Source organism: Clostridium beijerinckii (assembly GCF_036699995.1).
Classification (GTDB): domain Bacteria; phylum Bacillota; class Clostridia; order Clostridiales; family Clostridiaceae; genus Clostridium; species Clostridium helianthi.
The window spans coordinates 2,041,571-2,060,490 of sequence record NZ_CP144906.1 but is presented as its reverse complement, the minus strand read 5'-3'; the positions used below and the strand labels follow the sequence as shown (position 1 = coordinate 2,060,490).

Annotated in this window: 15 protein-coding genes; 1 reads left to right on the top strand and 14 read right to left on the bottom strand. The window is 31.2% G+C overall.

The window, feature by feature from the left end; translation table 11 throughout:
• Positions 1–32: 32 nt before the first annotated feature.
• The 7 genes from PZA12_RS09605 to sufC all read right to left on the bottom strand — a co-directional run bounded on the left by PZA12_RS09605 (position 33) and on the right by sufC (position 10,885).
• Positions 33–1,769, bottom strand: a complete 1,737-nt coding sequence (locus PZA12_RS09605) for a S8 family peptidase (RefSeq protein ID WP_103698298.1) — start codon at positions 1,767–1,769, stop codon at positions 33–35.
• Positions 1,770–2,036: 267 nt separating this feature from the next.
• Entirely contained in the window at positions 2,037–5,552 is a 3,516-nt protein-coding gene (gene nifJ / locus PZA12_RS09600; protein ID WP_078117046.1) for a pyruvate:ferredoxin (flavodoxin) oxidoreductase, read from the bottom strand.
• 395 nt (positions 5,553–5,947) lie between these two features.
• On the bottom strand, positions 5,948–6,373 hold the full coding sequence (sufU, locus tag PZA12_RS09595; RefSeq protein ID WP_077839008.1) for a Fe-S cluster assembly sulfur transfer protein SufU: 426 nt from the start codon (positions 6,371–6,373) through the stop codon (positions 5,948–5,950).
• A gap of 5 nt (positions 6,374–6,378) precedes the next feature.
• Complete coding sequence (locus tag PZA12_RS09590) at positions 6,379–7,608, bottom strand: cysteine desulfurase (RefSeq protein WP_078117047.1); 1,230 nt, start codon at positions 7,606–7,608, stop codon at positions 6,379–6,381.
• Positions 7,601–8,698: a Fe-S cluster assembly protein SufD gene (gene sufD / locus PZA12_RS09585; protein WP_031275876.1), complete on the bottom strand. Its 1,098-nt coding sequence runs from the start codon at positions 8,696–8,698 to the stop codon at positions 7,601–7,603. The genes PZA12_RS09590 and sufD overlap by 8 nt, the downstream gene beginning before the upstream one ends.
• A 9-nt stretch (positions 8,699–8,707) precedes the next feature.
• On the bottom strand, positions 8,708–10,117 hold the full coding sequence (gene sufB / locus PZA12_RS09580; protein ID WP_103698297.1) for a Fe-S cluster assembly protein SufB: 1,410 nt from the start codon (positions 10,115–10,117) through the stop codon (positions 8,708–8,710).
• 15 nt (positions 10,118–10,132) lie between these two features.
• Positions 10,133–10,885 carry a Fe-S cluster assembly ATPase SufC gene (gene sufC, locus PZA12_RS09575; protein ID WP_023975079.1) on the bottom strand — a complete coding sequence of 251 codons (753 nt, stop codon included), beginning with the start codon at positions 10,883–10,885 and terminating at the stop codon, positions 10,133–10,135.
• 240 nt (positions 10,886–11,125) lie between these two features.
• On the opposite strand from sufC, the gene PZA12_RS09570 reads away from it, so the two are divergent.
• The gene (locus PZA12_RS09570; protein WP_017209651.1) at positions 11,126–11,518 is read left to right on the top strand and encodes an RrF2 family transcriptional regulator; all 393 of its coding nucleotides are present in this window, start codon (positions 11,126–11,128) and stop codon (positions 11,516–11,518) included.
• 242 nt (positions 11,519–11,760) lie between these two features.
• Here PZA12_RS09570 and PZA12_RS09565 read toward each other — a convergent pair whose 3' ends face one another.
• The 7 genes from PZA12_RS09565 to PZA12_RS09535 all read right to left on the bottom strand — a co-directional run bounded on the left by PZA12_RS09565 (position 11,761) and on the right by PZA12_RS09535 (position 18,850).
• Positions 11,761–12,312, bottom strand: coding sequence for a hemerythrin domain-containing protein (locus tag PZA12_RS09565; RefSeq protein WP_023975080.1), 552 nt, complete (start codon positions 12,310–12,312; stop codon positions 11,761–11,763).
• Between the two features lie 130 nt (positions 12,313–12,442).
• On the bottom strand, positions 12,443–13,081 hold the full coding sequence (locus PZA12_RS09560; RefSeq protein WP_103698296.1) for a hypothetical protein: 639 nt from the start codon (positions 13,079–13,081) through the stop codon (positions 12,443–12,445).
• A 344-nt stretch (positions 13,082–13,425) separates the two neighbouring features.
• Positions 13,426–15,348 (bottom strand): PTS fructose transporter subunit IIABC, encoded by a 1,923-nt coding sequence (locus tag PZA12_RS09555; protein WP_078117050.1) that lies wholly within the window; start codon positions 15,346–15,348, stop codon positions 13,426–13,428.
• Between the two features lie 124 nt (positions 15,349–15,472).
• Positions 15,473–16,375 (bottom strand): 1-phosphofructokinase, encoded by a 903-nt coding sequence (gene pfkB, locus PZA12_RS09550; protein ID WP_077839001.1) that lies wholly within the window; start codon positions 16,373–16,375, stop codon positions 15,473–15,475.
• Positions 16,368–17,120, bottom strand: a complete 753-nt coding sequence (locus PZA12_RS09545; protein WP_077868397.1) for a DeoR/GlpR family DNA-binding transcription regulator — start codon at positions 17,118–17,120, stop codon at positions 16,368–16,370. The genes pfkB and PZA12_RS09545 overlap by 8 nt, the downstream gene beginning before the upstream one ends.
• A 128-nt stretch (positions 17,121–17,248) precedes the next feature.
• Complete coding sequence (locus PZA12_RS09540; protein WP_103698295.1) at positions 17,249–18,106, bottom strand: pyridoxamine kinase; 858 nt, start codon at positions 18,104–18,106, stop codon at positions 17,249–17,251.
• Between the two features lie 252 nt (positions 18,107–18,358).
• Positions 18,359–18,850, bottom strand: a complete 492-nt coding sequence (locus tag PZA12_RS09535) for a mannose/fructose/sorbose PTS transporter subunit IIB (RefSeq protein WP_077838998.1) — start codon at positions 18,848–18,850, stop codon at positions 18,359–18,361.
• Positions 18,851–18,920 lie beyond the last annotated feature (70 nt).

The following is an 18,920-nucleotide window of genomic DNA, read 5'->3' as shown; positions in this document are numbered from 1 at the left end:
ATAATTAAAATATTGCTTTAATTACTCTTTCTCTATGTCATATTTTCAAAAATCCTTGGTACATTCAATATGCCATAACCCCAATATGGATTTGGAGTAACATCTCCACTTCTCGCCATTGCTCCTTTTGCAAGATATGCTTTAATAGTTTGTGCATACATATTAGGTTCATTTCCATTTACAATCCCCCATTGAAATAGCATAGCACAAACTCCAGATACGACAGCCGCTGATACACTAGTTCCGCTTACTACTGCCGTTGTGTTATTCGGGGCAACCGTTAGTGCATTTATTCCACCTGCTGCAACATCTATTCTATCAGTGTAGGATTCCAAAAAGGCCATACCAGAAAAATCAACAATATTGTTATTATTTTGATTATATGCCGCTACAGTTATAGCGTATATTGAGTTTCCTGGATTTGTTATAGTTCCAAATGGATCTGAAAAACTAAATCTTGTATCTCCAACTGTTAGCCCCTTTTGTGGTATCCAAGCATTAAATCTTCCATTAGAAATATAATTCGCCAGTATTCTGATTCTCCATATACCAGGCTGCAAATTATAAAATCTTATCCTTATCAACTCATCTCCAGTTACTTCTTCTGGAAAATAAAAATTAACTCTAATTGAGGTCTTCTCAAAAATAAAAGTATGATTTATGGTGTAATTAATTATTAAACTCAATATCCCAGAACTTTCCCCTGATGGTGAAACTATTTCAACCGTCATTATGTTAGGCAAATCAGCCCATATTTGCACCCATATATTTTTTTGTTCAGGTGACGCTTCTAACTCCGCAACCCCAGCACCAGGTGATTGCGCTCCAACAATCTGAGTTACTGAACCAGATGTGTGGCCGCCAGCATTCCTCTGATTTCCAGTACCAGTAACTACCGCTATTCCTCCATTGCTTGATATTGCATCTATAAAGTCTTCCAGTATACCTTCTCCCTTATGATTTCCCAAACTACTTCCAAGAGGAAAATATATAACCATTGGTTTGTTGGTCGTTAAAGCATATTCATACACATATTGCAATGCTGCAAAAATAGCAGTTATATTAAACACAGGAATTATTACGTCTGGAAACTGGACCTCATATGAAAAATCTCTTATAAGTTTTACTACTACAAAATTACAGTCTGGTGCAACACCCCTTAAATTCGGATTCTTTCCACTAGCTCCAATTATTCCAGCCATATTCGTCCCATGTCCAATTTCATCTCTGCTTGGAACTATATCATCTGGAGATCCTCCCTCCCTACTTGCTCTTATAGCATCATTTATTTTATTTCTATCAAATAATACCCCAAACGGTACAGATTCCGAACCGTTTTCGGCGTTACTTATCAATGTTTGATCCCAAATATTTTCAATTCTTGTTTCCCCATTAGCATCCATAAACTCTTCGCTAAGATAATCGATACCAGAATCAATAATTGCTACATTTACACCTTTTCCTGTTAAATTTAATTGAGATCCGGTTTGTAAAAAGCTAGCTTGAGATGCATCTACTGGCGAAATATCTTGTAAAGTATAAAATTCTGCAGGAATAACATATACAATTGATGAAATATATGGTTCATTCCCCATATTAATTTCTACATCTTTTTTAACAGATACAATGGCATATCTATCATTGATCACTGTAACATAATAATCTGGTATTTTAGAGATCTCAGCTTCAATATCTCCTTGATACTGTACAACATAATTATCATAATTAATATCATGAAAAATTCTTTCCATCAATATATTTTTTTTCATTTAAACTCCTCCATGTCTCTCTTCGGAATCCTTATGAATGATTTCTATATAGAATATTCTAATGTGTACAATATTCAGTTCTTTTAATTTATACACACTTAACTCCTTTATAATATTTATATTTAATAATATTTATATGTATAATAAATTATTCGTAAAGAATATTTATATAAAAAAATAACATATCAACTTCTGGTTACAGAGTTAATATGTTATTTCCTACTAAATTTAAATTACAATATTTTGTGTTTAATCTTTTCTATACAATCATTGTTGATTTGCCAATCTTTTATAAATTTCTAATCTTTCTTTCGCTTCAGATTCTGTTTTCTCGAATAATTTTTCTGACTCTTCTGGAAATGCTTTAGCAAGAGATGCATATCTTACTTCGCCCATCAAGAAATCTTTGAACTCTCCTTTTGGATCTTTAGAATCTAATATAAATGGATTCTTTTCTCCCTTTAACGCTGGATTATATCTATAAAGATGCCAATATCCACAATCAACTGCCTTTTTTTCTTCTTCTTGAGTATTTGACATTCCTACTTTTATTCCATGATTAATGCATGTAGAATATGCTATTATCAATGATGGACCGTCATATGCTTCTGCTTCTGTTATAGCTTTAATCGTTTGATTCTTATCTGCTCCCATACAAACTTGAGCTACATAAACATATCCATATGTCATGGCCATTCTTCCTAAATCTTTCTTCTTCGTCCTCTTCCCAGATGCAGCAAATTTTGCAATTGCTGCTGTCGGAGTTGATTTTGATGACTGACCACCAGTATTTGAGTAAATTTCTGTATCAAATACTAATATATTTACATTTTCATTCATTGCTATCACTTGATCGAGACCACCATAACCTATATCATAAGCCCAGCCATCGCCTCCAAATATCCACTGTGACCTCTTTACGAAATATTCTCTATCCTTTAATATCTCTGTAGCAATTTCACTATTTTCTTTTTCAAGAGCTTCAACTAGCCTTTTTGCCCTTTCTCTTGTTCCATCCCCAATATCTTTATTATCTAACCACTCTCTAAGTACAGTTTTAGTTTCCTCTGACATATTGCTTTCAAGGGCAATAGCAACATTATTCGCTATTCTCTCTCTTATTGTTTTAACACCTAAATACATTCCATATCCGAACTCAGCATTGTCTTCAAACAATGAATTTGCCCATGCTGGTCCATGACCATGTTCATTAACTGTATATGCCATTTCATATGACCCTGCTGCCCAAATTGATGAGCACCCTGTAGCATTTGCAATCATCATTCTATCACCAAATAATTGTGTCACAAGCCTTGCATATGGAGTTTCACCGCAACCTGCACATGCTCCATTAAACTCAAGTAATGGTCTTTCAAATTGGCTTCCTTTAAGAGTGTATTTATTTAGCGGATTTTTAGGTTTAACTCTTTCCATATAGTAATTCCAAGTTTCAATTTGCTCATGTTGACTATCTTGTGATTTCATTACTAAGGCTTTACCTGGTGCTGGACATACTTGTGCACAATTACCACATCCAGTACAATCAAGCGGAGTAACACCAATTGAGAAATATAACTTTTCATCACCTTTTATTCCTTTTGCATCTAATACTTTTAGACTTTCGGGAGCCTTTTCTTTTTCATCTTCATTTAGCAAGAATGCTCTAATTGTAGCGTGTGGGCATATATATGAACATTGTGTACATTGGATGCAATTTTCTGGTATCCACTCAGGAACATTTACAGCTATTCCTCTCTTTTCATAAGACGTTGTTCCAGACATAAAAGTACCATCTTGTATTCCTGCTTTTACGAAATGGGACACTGGCATTGAATCGCCCTCTAACCTATTCATTGGCCTAGTAATTTCTTTAATAAATTCTGGAAAATTCTCATCAAGCTCAAGTTTATCGTCTAAATCAGTATTCCAACTATAAGGAACCTTAATTTTAGTTATTCCCTCTAACCCTGCATCTATTGCTGCGTGATTCATATTAACAATTTTTTCGCCTTTATTACCATATGATTTAACAACTGCTTCTTTTAAGAATTTAATAGCATCTTCAACTGGAATTATGTTTGCTATTTTAAAGAATACAGCTTGCATTATCATGTTTATTCTTCCTCCAAGGCCAACATCTTGAGCTATTTTAACTGCATTTATTATATAGAATTCTATATGATTTTGAGCAATATACCTTTTTATAGATGCTGGTAATCTCTCATCCAATTCTTCAGGCGTCCAAATTGTATTTAATATAAATTTACCATTCTTTTTTAACCCTCTAATTACATGATATTTATACACATAAGATTGATTATGACACGCAACAAAATCCGGTCTATCAATTGGATATCTAGATTTAATTGGCTTATCACCAAATCTTAAATGTGAAACTGTAAGTCCTCCTGATTTTCTAGAATCGTAATCAAAGTATCCTTGAGCATACATATCTGTATTATCTCCGATAATCTTAATTGCACTTTTATTCGCGCCAACTGTACCATCTGATCCTAAGCCCCAGAATTTGCATGATGTAATTCCATCAGGAGTGGCATCTATATGTTCAAATGTTCTTAAAGATGTATTTGTAACATCATCAATTATTCCAATTGTAAAGTTATTTTTTGGTACATCTAAAAATAGGTTATCATATACAGCAGCAATATGAGCTGGTGTCGGATCTTTTGATCCAAGTCCGAATCTTCCACCAACAACAATCGGAGCATTATCCATTCCAAAAAATGCTCTTGATACATCTAGATAAAGTGGTTCTCCAACTGACCCTGGTTCTTTCGTTCTATCTAAAACTGCAATTTTTCTTACAGTCTTTGGAATAGCCTTCAATAGTTTATCCACTGAAAATGGCCTATATAACCTTACTTTTACAAGACCTACTCTTTGTTTATTATTATTTAGAAAATCTACAGTTTCCTCTATAACATCATTTACTGCCCCCATAGAAATTATAATTCTATCAGCATCATGTGCTCCATAATAATCAAAACAATGATATGATCTACCTGTAAGCCTAGTAATCTCAGTCATATATTGTTCAACAATTTCCGGAACATCATCATAGTATTTATTTACAGCCTCGCGCATTTGAAAGTAAATATCTTGATTCTGAGCAGTTCCTCTTATAACAGGATGATTTGGATTTAAAGCTCTTTTTCTAAATTCATCAAGTGCCTTATAATCTAGTACCTTAACAAGTTCTTCTGGTTCAATTACCTCTATTTTTTGAATTTCATGAGATGTCCTGAATCCATCAAAAAAATTCATAAAAGGTATCCGTGATTTTATAGTAGCTAAATGTGCCACTCCACTTAAATCCATTACTTCTTGAACAGATCCTTCTGCAAGCATTGCAAACCCTGTTTGCCTTGCTGCCATAACATCTTGATGATCTCCAAATATACTTAGTGCCGATGTTGCAAGGGCTCTAGCAGCTACATGTATGACACATGGCAGCAATTCTCCTGCTATTTTATACATATTAGGAATCATTAGTAATAATCCTTGAGATGCTGTATATGTTGTTGTTAATGCACCTGCTTGAAGCGAACCATGCAGTGCACCTGCTGCACCTGCTTCTGACTGCATTTCAACAACTTTTAACGGTTGCCCAAAAATATTTTTTTTCCCTTGTGAAACCCATTCATCCACATGTTCTGCCATTGGTGATGATGGAGTTATCGGAAAAATCACTGCTGCTTCCGAAAATCCATATGACATATATGCAGCAGCTGTGTTACCATCCATAGTTTTCATTTTTCTCATTGTATTTACCTCATTTTCTCTTTGTTTCTATATTGTTAATTATTAATTCTATCTTCATTTATAGTATTACTAAAAGATTTTGATAGTATGTATTTTTCAATGAAGTAATTCCATGTTCTTCAAATGATAGTATAATTTTAGATTAAATAAACAAAAGTTATAATATTCTCACTTATTCGTATGTTTCCAACGGAAATACATGAGAGTATTATAACTTTTAAAATGTTCAAATTTATATTTTTCACATACCACAACTTTCATATTAATAAAAAATAGGTACTAGCTTTTTCTATATTTGTATAAGAATTTAAAGTTTTTACTTGACTGAAAATAAACACATTTTGCATTTCGTTTGATTTTAAATAATGTCTAGGTTCTATACTATCTAATAATAATTATTTTTCCAAAGCTTCCTTCAAAGTATGCCATGCTAAAACTGCACATTTAACTCTTGCTGGCATGTTAGAGATATTTTTAAAGGCCATAGCATCTTCTAATGCATATAATTCTTCATCATCTTTAATTTCTCTTTTAATCATTCCGATAAAAGTTTCTGTAAGCTTTAATGCTTCTTCGATATTTTTACCTTTTATCAAATCTATCATTATTGATGTAGATGCCTGAGATATTGCACATCCTTGCCCTGTGAAAGCTAAATCTTCAATAACACCATTGTTTAATTTAAGTTCTAAAGTAATTTCATCTCCACAGCTAGGATTATGACCTTTTTCCTTAATATCTGGGTGATCTAAGTTTCTCTTATTATGCTTAGAAGTGCTGTGTTCCATAATAAGTTCTGTATAAATAGCATTTAAATCCATCTAAATTACCTCCATTTTAAAAACATTTCATATGTTTTCTTTGTTGCTTCAATTAACTTATCTACATCTTCTTTTGTATTATAAAAGTAGAAACTAGCTCTGCAGGTTGCATTTATACCCATATATCTCATTAATGGCTGAGCACAATGATTGCCTGATCTTATTGCAACACCATGAGAATCAAAAACTGAAGCAACATCATGAGGATGAACTCCCTCTATGTCAAAAGAAATAATTCCACCTCTATGGCTTAAATCCTTAGGCCCATATAGCTTTACATAAGGCATTTCTTGGAATTTTTCAAGAGCATAACTTGTAAGTTCTCTTTCTATTTCATCTATTTTATCCATACCTATATTTTCTAGATAATCAATAGCTGCTGCAAGCCCTACAGCACCTTCAACATTTTGTGTTCCACCTTCAAATTTAGATGGCAATTCCGCAAAGGTTGCTTCCTGCTCATAAACATATTCGATCATATCCCCACCAACTATATATGGTGGCATGATTTCCAAAAGCTCCTTCTTACCATAAACTACACCAATTCCCATTGGACCTAAAAGTTTATGACCTGAAAATACTAAGAAATCCGCATCTAAGTCTCTTACACTTACCTTCATATGTGGTACACTTTGTGATCCATCTACAATTACTTTAGCACCTTTTGAATGAGCATATTCTGTAATTTCTTTAACTGGATTTATAGTTCCAAGTGCATTAGAAACATGGGTTATGCTAACTAGTTTAGTCCTTTCAGTAATCTTATCTTTAATTTCTTCTTCTGGAATTTCTCCGTTTTCATTTACGTACATATATTTTAAGGTTGCTTTTTTAGCTCTAGCTACAATCTGCCATGGAATAAGGTTTGAATGATGCTCAGCAATTGAAATTACAATTTCATCACCTTCATTTATATTATTCATTCCATAAGAAGATGCTATAAGATTAAAGCCTTCTGTTGCATTTTTGGTAAAAATTATTTCTTTTGAAAATTCTGCATCAATGAATCTTCTAATCTTTTCTCTAGCGTTATCATAAGCTTGAGTTGCATCAATACTTAACTTATAAGCACCTCTATGAGGATTTGCATTACTTACTTTATAGTATTTTTCAATAGCTTCTAAAACTTGAACAGGCTTTTGAGTTGTAGCACCGCTATCTAAATAAACTAATCTTTCCCCATTTTCGTTGGCCCTTAAAACAGGGAAATCTTTCAAAAAATCTATATTATTCATTTTTAAGTCCCCTGTCTACTTCTTGTAATATTTCTTCTATAACGTCATTATCACCAATCGAATCTATTATTGGATTAAATGCAGCTCTAACAATAACAATCTTAGCTTCATCATAACTTAATCCTCTGGACATCAAATAAAATAATTTGTTTTCATCAATTCTTCCTGAAGATGCTGCATGTTCTCCTGAAACATCATCTTCTGCACATAATAGCACTGGCATTGCTTTAGCTCTAGCTTCTTTTGAAAGGAGCATACAATATTCATCTTCTGCACCAACACTTTTAGATGCACCAGTTTTAAAATCCAAAGTTCCTTTGAAAGCCTTTCTAGCTTTTCCTTGAAGTGCTCCTTTAACATTTATATTAGAATTACTTCTTTGACCTTTGTGAGTAATAATGTAATTAATGTCTATAAGTTTATCTTTATTTCCTAAATAAATAGAATTTATATTGGCAGCTGATTTATCACCTATTAAATCTCCATGATAATTGTAAATACTATATTGTCCTCCAAGGTCTACTGATATAAAATCAACCTTTCCATCTTCTTCAATATCTGAAACATTAGAATCGAAATGAACGGTATTTTCATTTAAAAAATTCACTTTAGTTAGTTTAATTTCACTATTCTTCTTTGAATATATAGTACAAATTCCATTATGATAACCAGTTGAATCGTCCAAAGATTTATACTTTACTATAATAGAAGCTTTCGAATTTTCTTCTCCAACAATTATTAAATTATCTACTAAGGAGCTATTATCTTTATTCAAATTAAATTCTATAATTATTGGTTCTTCAGTTTTTATATTTCTGCCTATTGTTATTACATAACCTTGGTTGAAACCTTCTTTACCTTCGTTTATTAAATCTTCACTGACTCCATATTGAAATTCTCTATATAGAGGTAATAATTTATCATTTTCTAACTTTTGAATATCAACGCCTTCTAATCTCTTGATTTCAACATTATCAAACTTTTTAATTTCTCCAATATTTAATTCTCCAAGGCTTATATCATTAATATTAACCCAGCTTTTAGTTCTTATTGGAGTTTTATTTAAATTATTAAATTGTATAGCATTCATTTCTCTCACCTACCCTATGCTTCCTTCTAATTCTATGTTGATTAAATTGTTCATTTCTACTGCATATTCTAATGGTAATTCTTTTGAAATAGGTTCTACAAATCCTCTTACTATCATAGATTTAGCTTCATCTTCACTTATTCCTCTAGTCATAAGGTAGAAAATAGAATCATCGCTTATCTTACCTATTTTTGCTTCATGCCCAATTTCAACATCATCATTTAATAAATCAATTACTGGAATAGTATCTGATTTTGATTTATTATCTAACATTAGAGATTCACAGGATACCATAGATTTTGAATTATAGGCATTTGAATTTACCTTTAACACTCCTCTATAAGTAGCTTTTCCGCCATTTCTAGAAATTGATTTTGAGTTTATAGTAGAAGAAGTGTTTGGTGCAGCATGTATAACCTTTGCTCCCGTATCTAAGTTTTGTCCCTTACCTGCAAAAGATACACCTGTAAATTCTGCTCTTGCTCCTTCACCTTTTAATATACTCATAGGATATAACATCGATATTTGTGATCCAAAAGAACCTGATACCCATTCTATTGTTCCATTCTTTTCAACAATTGCTCTCTTAGTGTTTAAGTTAAGCATATTCTTTGACCAGTTTTCTATTGTGCTATATCTTAGTGTTGCTCCTTCTTTTACATATAGCTCAACACAGCCAGCATGTAAATTTGTAACACTATACTTTGGAGCTGAGCAGCCTTCAATGAAGTGAAGTTTTGCTCCTTCATCTACAATAATTAGTGTATGTTCAAATTGTCCTGCTCCAGGTGAATTTAATCTGAAATAAGATTGAAGCGGTATGTCAACATTAACCCCTTTAGGAACATACACAAAAGATCCTCCTGACCAAACTGCCCCATGAAGTGCAACAAATTTATGATCATTAGGTGTAACACACTTCATAAAATATTCTTTAACTAAATCCTCATGTTCTCTTAAAGCTGTTTCCATATCAGTATAAATTACGCCTTGTTTTACTAAATCTTCTTTTATACTGTGATAAACTACTTCTGAGTCATATTGTGCTCCAACTCCAGCAAGTGATTTCTTTTCAGCTTCTGGAATACCTAGTAGATCAAAAGTTTTCTTTATATCCTCAGGCACTTCATCCCAAGAACCAACTAAGCTGCTTTTTGGCCTTACATAGGTTACAATGTTATCCATATCTAACTCATCCAAGGATGGTCCCCATGTTGGTAATTTCAATTTATTATATATTTCTAAAGATCTTAATCTAAAATCTCTCATCCATTTAGCTTCATTTTTCTCTTCTGAAATAGTCTCAATTATATCTTTTGTTAATCCCTTTTCAGATTTAAAACTAAATCTATCTTCATTTTTAACATCATAGATTCCTCTATCCATTTCATCTATATAAGTCTTCTTTTTGTTTTCCATCTTATTTCACCACCTTTATATAGCTACATTTTCTTTAAAAGATTCATATCCTTTTTCTTCAATTTCACTAGCTAAACTTCCATCTCCTGTTTTTACTATTCTTCCATCTACTAATACATGGACATAATCGGGTTTTAAATTTTCTAATATTTTTGTATTATGAGTAATAATTAAAACTCCATTATTTTCATTTGAGAACATTTTAATTCCTTTAGAAACAATTCTTATAGCATCAACATCGAGTCCAGAATCTGATTCATCTAAAATTGCTAACTTTGGATTTAAAGTTAACATTTGTAGTATTTCATTTTTCTTCTTTTCTCCACCTGAAAATCCTACATTTAAATATCTGCTTGCATAGCTTTCATCTATTTTTAATTCCTTCATATTGTTCTTTAAATCTAAGTCAAACTTAAAATGTTTTAGCACATTTCCATCTGTAGTTCTCTTAGCATACTTTAAGAAATTCTCTACAGTTATTCCTGGAATTTCTTCTGGGTATTGAAATGACAAAAACAAACCTTTTTTAGCTCTTTCATCAGTCTTTAATTCATTTATGTTTTCCCCTTCGAATTCTATATCTCCACTCAATCTTTTATATTTAGGATTATTTAAAAGAGCATTGGCTAGAGTAGATTTACCAGCTCCATTGGGTCCCATTATTACGTGAACTTCGCCTTTATTTATTTCAAGATTTAATCCTTTTAAAATCTCTTTATCATCTGCTTCAATTCTTAAATCACACACTTTTAACAAACTCTTATCCATAACAATTCTCCTATCTAACTAATATTTAATTAACTATGTTTTTAACACCTATCTAAACTTCATAAATGCAATTATTATATATAATTTCTTTATATGTATAAATTTTAAAGTGCATTCTAAATACACCTTAATATTAGCACAGGTTTTTTTAATGTGCAATACAAATGCACATTTTATTTTTAACCAATTTACTTTTTTTCATTATAAGGTATAATAAAACTACAGAAGGGATGTGAAAATTTGAACTTATCTAAGTTTTCAGATTATGCTTTTAGAATTTTAATATATTTAGCTAAGAATCAAGATAAAATATGCACTGTAGAAGAATTGGCATCTAACCTTGAAATATCTGAACATCATTTAAAGAAAATCGTTCATCGATTAGGTAAAACTGAATATGTAATATCAACCAAAGGAAGAAATGGCGGCTTAAAACTTGGGATGGAGCCTAAAGACATAAACCTCGGAAAAATATTAATAATTACAGAGGAAAGTATAACTGTATCTGAATGTTTTTCAAGTGCAAAGCATACTTGTTCCACTTCAAAATGTAAATTAAAAGCCATATTATCGTCATCTATTAATTCTTTTGTTGATGAATTTAGCAAATATACTTTAGAGGATATTTTATAGCAAGATAAAGTTTTTTATACTTTATCTTGCTATAATTTTTTATTCAAATTTTATCATTAGAAAAACATATTTTATCTAAAGCCTTATAACAAAAAACATATACTTATAAAAAATCAAGAAAGTAATTAGTTTGTACTGATTTCTAAATTACATAAATCAGTATTTTTTATACACCCATTAAGTGTATACTTATATATAAAAATAAAGGTGTTACAGTTGCTTCCCACTATAACACCTTTTACTTATGAATTGTATTTCTTCTCCAATTCTTCTAATATTAAAATATTATCTTTTTTTATGTGATTATTTATTTCTTCAAAGTCAATACATTCCTTATTTATACCTGTTAATGTGCCTTCGTTTAATTCTCTTTTGGCAAATGTATATACAACTTTATCTTCTTTATCAATATGTCTCTCTAATAAATGCGTATAGGAGATAGCATTAGAAATTACGTCTAAAATAGCTTCTTCATCCCCATCTTTTAGATTTTTAAGTGCAGCTTGAAGTTCACTTATATGTAGCCTTCCAAGATCATGCTCCACAAGCATACCATGCTTAACTATTTTTTCAGCAGTCGGGCCTATTTCTTCAATCATTCTATTAAAAAGCATCACTTCTTCTTTCTTATGATGATGAGAATCAGCAAAATTTCTAATAAAACCGATCATAGAATTAAAATCATCATAACTTATTTTCTCACCTTTGTATAATCTAAAACAAGCTTTTCTTACAACGACCAACATTCTTTTTATATACTTATGTTCTTCCATCATTAAATCTATAGCATCCATATCTTTTCCTCCTATTACATATTTTCATTACAAATAATAGTAATAAATTTAATCATCGTATAACCAAAAATATAGCTGGGTACTATTATTCTTAATTATTAACCCATAAAAATTCTTAATTCTAAGAATCTTATTTTCTTCTTATCACCATTGTATTGTTGCTTTCTTCAACATACTCAAAATCTGAATTAACTGCATTTACAAATTCTTTAACCCATAAACTTCTTAGCTTGTAGAAATAATCAACGTCACCTTCTTCTTTATTCCAAATATCACTATGAACGCATACTCTTCTCTTCCATTCAACGATATCTTCTTCTGCTTTAATTACTTCATTGACTCTATCACATGGCATTCCATCTAAAATATAATCATTGATACTGTCAAAAATTTCACCTGCATTTGTAAGCTCCATTCCCTTTTCTTTAACTTCACTTGCAGCTTTAATTCCTTGGCTAGAATAAATCTCTTCTAATTTTGTAGTAACACCTTTATTATTAATTATAAGTTTTGTTGTCCACGCAGCCATTCTTCCTTCTGCTGAATGAATTTTTCCTTGTAACCATCCATGGATGTTACTTGTATCTATCATCTCTTCTAGTGGAAGATTCGGAGTTGGTTCACCATACTTTTCATTGATTTCTTTACGCAACTCATCTACATTTAAGCCTTCCTCTTTTGCAAGATTTATTATCTCACCTTCTAATTTTTCAAACCATAAAATCTTATTAAATAACCAATAGTGTATCTTTCCTAAAAATAAACTCATATTTTTTCTCCTCCTATAGCAAAAGTATTTAACTAGAAAATAAAACCTTTGTTATTTTTAAACTTAAAACAATTTAAAAATCCATATTTATTTACTTCGAATACTTATTTATATTATGTTTTATTTGTAAATTTATAATACCATATTATTTTATATTTTTACGTAACATATGATACAAATCCATAAAAAAGATATATAAGAAAATCTTATATTTTATCCTTTTTTATAGAAATATTTTTCCTTTCATTTTATTTAGCAGTCAATAAAAGAAGCAGTGGATGTTCTTAACTTCCACTGCTTCCTATACCCTTATATTAACTTACCCTCTTATTTTCCCATAAATCTTATTTTTGTACTGGTTTCTTTATTATTCCTAATATTATTGCACCAACTATTGCCCCAATGACTATTGCTCCTAAGTATTGAAGCGGGTTAGTTACGATTGCAATAACAAATATTCCACCGTGAGGTGCTCTTAATGCACATCCAAATGCCATTGAAAGAGCTCCAGCAACTGCTGAACCGATTATACAAGATGGTAGTACTCTTATTGGATCTGCTGCCGCAAAAGGAATCGCACCTTCTGAGATAAATGATAATCCCATTATATAGTTTACAAGACCTGCTTGCCTGTCTTTTTCAGTAAATTTATTTCTAAATACTGTAGTACATATTGCAATTGCAAGTGGTGGAACCATACCACCAGCCATAACAGCTGCCATTATATCAAAGTTTCCACTAGCAAGTGATGCTGTACCAAAAAGATAAGCTGCTTTGTTAACTGGACCACCCATATCAACTGACATCATACCACCTAAAACAATACCTAAAAGAATCTTACTTGTACCACCCATTGAATTAAGTGCACCAGTGATACCTGTATTTATCGATCCCATAATTGGGTTTATGAATAACATTATAACACCGATTAAAAATGTTCCTAGTAACGGATATAAAAATACTGGCTTTATACCTTCTAAACTGTTTGGTAAACCTGCAAATAACTTCTTAAGACCAACAACTAAATATCCAGCAATGAAACCTGCAAGTAATGCACCTAAGAAACCACCAGAAACTGCTGGAACCTTTGGATCAAATGCGCTTGCAAAAGTAACACCGGCACTAGCTAAAGCACCACCAACAAAACCTACTGAAAGAGCTGGTCTATCTCCAATACTCATTGCAATAAATCCAGCAAGAACCGGTAACATAAATCCAAATGCAGTACCACCAATATTCTTCAAAACTGCAGCTAATGGTGTACCTGTACCAAAACCACTCGGATTAGCAGGATTAAATGTATCAAATAAGAATGCTAAAGCTATTAATATACCACCACCTATTACAAACGGTAACATATGTGATACACCATTCATAAGATGCTTATAAATTTGACGTCCAACTGATTCGTTTGAAACATCTTCACTGCTATCAGCGCCTCCAGCATGATGATATATTGGAGCATTTCCACTTATAGCTTCCTCAATTAATTGAGTTGACTTGTGTATTCCATCTGCAACTTTGGTTTTAATTACTCTCTTACCATCAAATCTAGCCATTTCTACATTTTTATCAGCCGCTATAATTATACATTCTGCATTTGCTATTTCTTCTTTTGTTAAAACGTTTTTAGCGCCGCCAGAACCATTTGTCTCAACTTTTATTGAGACTCCCATATCTTTCCCCTTACTTTCAAGACTTTCAGCCGCCATGTAAGTATGCGCAATCCCTGTTGGACATGCAGTTACTGCTAATACTCTATAACCACTTTTATTCATCTCTATTTCCCCCTTTACCTCTTCAGGAAACTTTTCCATTTCCTTCTTATCTATTAACCTTAAAAACTCTTCTTTATCAGAACAGTTTACTAAGCTTGTTCTAAATGATTCATCCATTAATATAGTAGATAATCTTGCTAATACTTCTAAGTGTAAATTATCATTATTATCTGGTACAGCAATCATGAAGAAAAGATGTGCTGGTTGACCATCTAACGAATCATAATCGACACCCTTTTTACAAATTGCAGCTGCAAGAGATGCTTTCTTTACTGCACTTGTTTTTCCATGTGGAATTGCTATTCCGTCCCCTATCCCGGTTGTACTTAATTCTTCCCTAGCTAATATTGCTTTTTTATATTCTTCTTTATTATTTAAATTCCCAGTTTTGTCCATTAAATCAACTAATTCATTTATGCATTGTTCTTTTGTATTTGGATTAAAATTTAAGTTTATGCCTTGTTTGTGTAATAAATCTACAATCCTCATTGTTAGCCTCCTAAAATTTAAATATATTTTTATGCTTTTGTAAAAATCATAATACTTGTTAAATTACCCTTGTTAAAACTTTAAAATATAATAAGATTCAACTCACACTATAGTAAATTCACTATTAAATTTGCTTTAATAATTCATATACTTGTTCTTTTGTTGCCAATTCTTCTGAGAAAGCACTTGCACTTCCTGTAGCAATTCCCATCTTGAACGCTTCATCTATATTTTTATTTTTCAAATATCCGCATAAGAAACCAGCCACCATTGAATCTCCAGCCCCAACTGAATTTTTAAGTATTCCTTTTGGAACAGCTCTTTTTATAGGTTCTCCATTTTCAGGTAGTAGAATTGCTCCATCCCCTGCCATTGAAATAAGAACATTTTTTGCTCCCATTTCTTGAAGTTTTCTACCATATTTAATTATGTCTTCATCATCTTTTAACTCTACATTAAACATTTCTGCAAGTTCATGATGATTTGGTTTTATCAAAAACGGTTTATATTTTAATACCTTTAACAGCAAATCTTTTGTTGCATCAACTATGAACTCTACACCCTTATCCAATAAGCTGTTCATAATGCTTTCATATATATTATCTGGCACACTATTTGGTATACTTCCTGATAATATTAAATAATCACCTTTTGTTAGATGCGAAAGTTTTTCATGTAAGAGATTTAACTCTTCATCAGTTATTGCAGGTCCAGATCCATTAATTTCTGTTTCTCCATCACTTTTAAGTTTCACGTTTATTCTAGAAAATCCACTTTTTAATTTTATAAAATCACAGTTTACGCCATGGCTTTGTATTTGTCTTAGAATTTCATCTCCAGTAAATCCAGCAACATATCCAAGAGCTGTATTCGCTACCCCTAGATTTTTAAGAACTATGGATACGTTAATTCCTTTACCACCCGCATAAATATTTTCTTCTTCAGTTCTATTTAATGAATCAACTTTAAATGAATCAACTTTAACAATATAATCTAAAGAAGGATTAAGAGTTATTGTATTAATCATTTTTTACCACCTCTATTACATTAGTATCATAACTAATATTATTATCAATTTTTGTTGTTATTAATGTTGAATCTGCTATTGCTCCGAAAGTTATAAAACTAACTTTTTCTAATTTAGATTGATCTGCTAATACATATGATTCTCTGCACATTTTCATTGCTTGAGCTTTAACCATTGCTTCATTCATATCTGGAGTTGTATAACCGCTCTCGTTGCTTACGCCATTTACTCCAAAGAAGCCTTTTGAGAAGTTATATTTTTTTAAATCTTCTACAACGGTGCTTCCTACTATTGCTTCAGTTATAGCTTTAACTTCGCCCCCAACAATAAAAGTCTTAAAACCTCTTTCCAAAAGCTTTTTTGCATGAACTATTCCATTAGTTACAACTATTATTTCGTTGGCTTCAATAAAATCTATTAAGATCTCAGTTGTTGTTCCAGCATCCAAGTAGAGTATATCCCCATCTTCAATTAATGCAGCAGCATGCTTTGCTATTTCAGATTTTTCATCTACATTCAAAGATTGTCTAACATTAACTTTATAGTCGTGCTTGGATGTACTCTCACCTATTGCAATTGCACCTCCATGAATTTTCTTTAAAAGTCCCTCACTATCAAGTGTATTTAGATCTCTTCTAACTGTAGATTCCGAAGCATCCAGTAATTGTACTAAATCAGTAACAGATACTATTCCTTTTACCTTCAACTCCTGAAGAATGATATTAAACCTTTCTTCTGTAAACATTATCATCACTCCTCTGATATAATCATAACTTATATTTCAATAAAAATCAACCATTTTATTTCAAAAAAAATCATTTATTTTCACTTATATTGATTTTTATTGATTGTTTTTATTCGAATTTAAATATTTTATTCTTCTATTGACCGTTTCAAATTATTTAACTTATACAATATTGGTTCTAAAAGTAATCCTTCTCTTACTGGATAATCATAAGAACTACTTTCCTTAATGCAATCTTCAACAAATTTGCATGATTCCTCAACGCTCTTTTCTAATGAATTGTCATCCATAATTAATCCAATCAAAACAGATGTAAAAACATCTCCAGTTCCCGGATACGATCTTTCTATCCTATCTCTAGTTATTAATTTCAAAGAATCATTTTCTCCATTATATACAGTTATTCCAATCTTCTTTTTATTTGCGATAGGTACACTTGTCATTATTACATTTTCACACCCAAAACTGTGTAATTTTCTAGAAAGCACTAATAGCTTCTCTTCACTCACTTCCTCTACAATCTTTTCATCGCATAGAATACATGCTTCCGTAAAGTTAGGTGTAATGATATGCGAGTATCTTATTATCCTTTTTAAGCTATCTGAATATTCCTTATTAAAATTACTATAATATGAACCGTTATCAGCAAAAATAGGATCGAGTACTACTAATGATTTGTTCTTGTTTACAGGTTCTAATAAAAGTAAAGTTTCTTCAATATTATTAGTACTTCCTAAGTATCCAACAAATATACTTTCAAAATTTATGTTCAATTCAATATAGTGTTGAACCGCCTTACTTATATATCCATCCAATCTTTCTATGTTTGGTCTAAAACCTCCAGTATGACTTGTTAATATCATAGTAGGTATCGGACAAACCTCCACCCCCAAAGTTGATAGAATAGGAATTACATTGGTTAAAGCCGCTTTTCCTATTCCGCATAAATCATGTAAAACAGCTGCTCTTTTTATAGGCTTTATCATAGATTTCTCCTCTCTAAAACATTTTTACATTTAGTTTTTTAATTCTTAGTCATATTCAATAGAAATATAACTTCTTTGTAAAAAATTATAGTATTAATACCGAAATCAGGCAAATTAATTACCATATAATTGTATTACATTTGAGCTTTTGCTTTGTTTTTTATTATACTTGTCTAATAATTTTAACCTTTAATAAAAAAATGCTACACCCCTCTGTCTATTAAAGGTCATATAGCATTCCACTGTTATTTTCTATAGAAATTTCAATTCTTTTAACCTGTCAATTAAATTAACCTTATTATCTTTCGCTACCTGCCTTATCTCTAATTCAATCCCTTTCTCATAAAGTTTCTTGAAGCATTCTATATCTTGATTATTTACAGATATAGCACCAGTAATTTGTTTTTTTCCATCCTTATAGCACATTCCTCCAACATTTACAGATTTAATATCAACTCCACCTTCAATCATTCGAAGTACGTCTGCTGGATTAGTAAATAGAAATAAAGTTTTAAAATTTTTATATTTAGGATCCTTATAAGCTTTGATAGCGGTTTCTATTGGTATTACATAAGCTTTAATTCCTTTTAATGCTACTTGAAGCAACAACTGTTTTCTCAAATCATCTTTAGCAACTTCATCACTACACGCCATAATTCTGTTACATCCACTTGCTTTTGACCATATAGTTGCAATCTGTCCATGTATTAATCTGTCATCAATTCTTACAAAGCTAATTTCCATGATTTCAAAACCCCTTCAAATTTTATACTATAAACTATTTTATATTAATTCTATATTTATCATGTACATT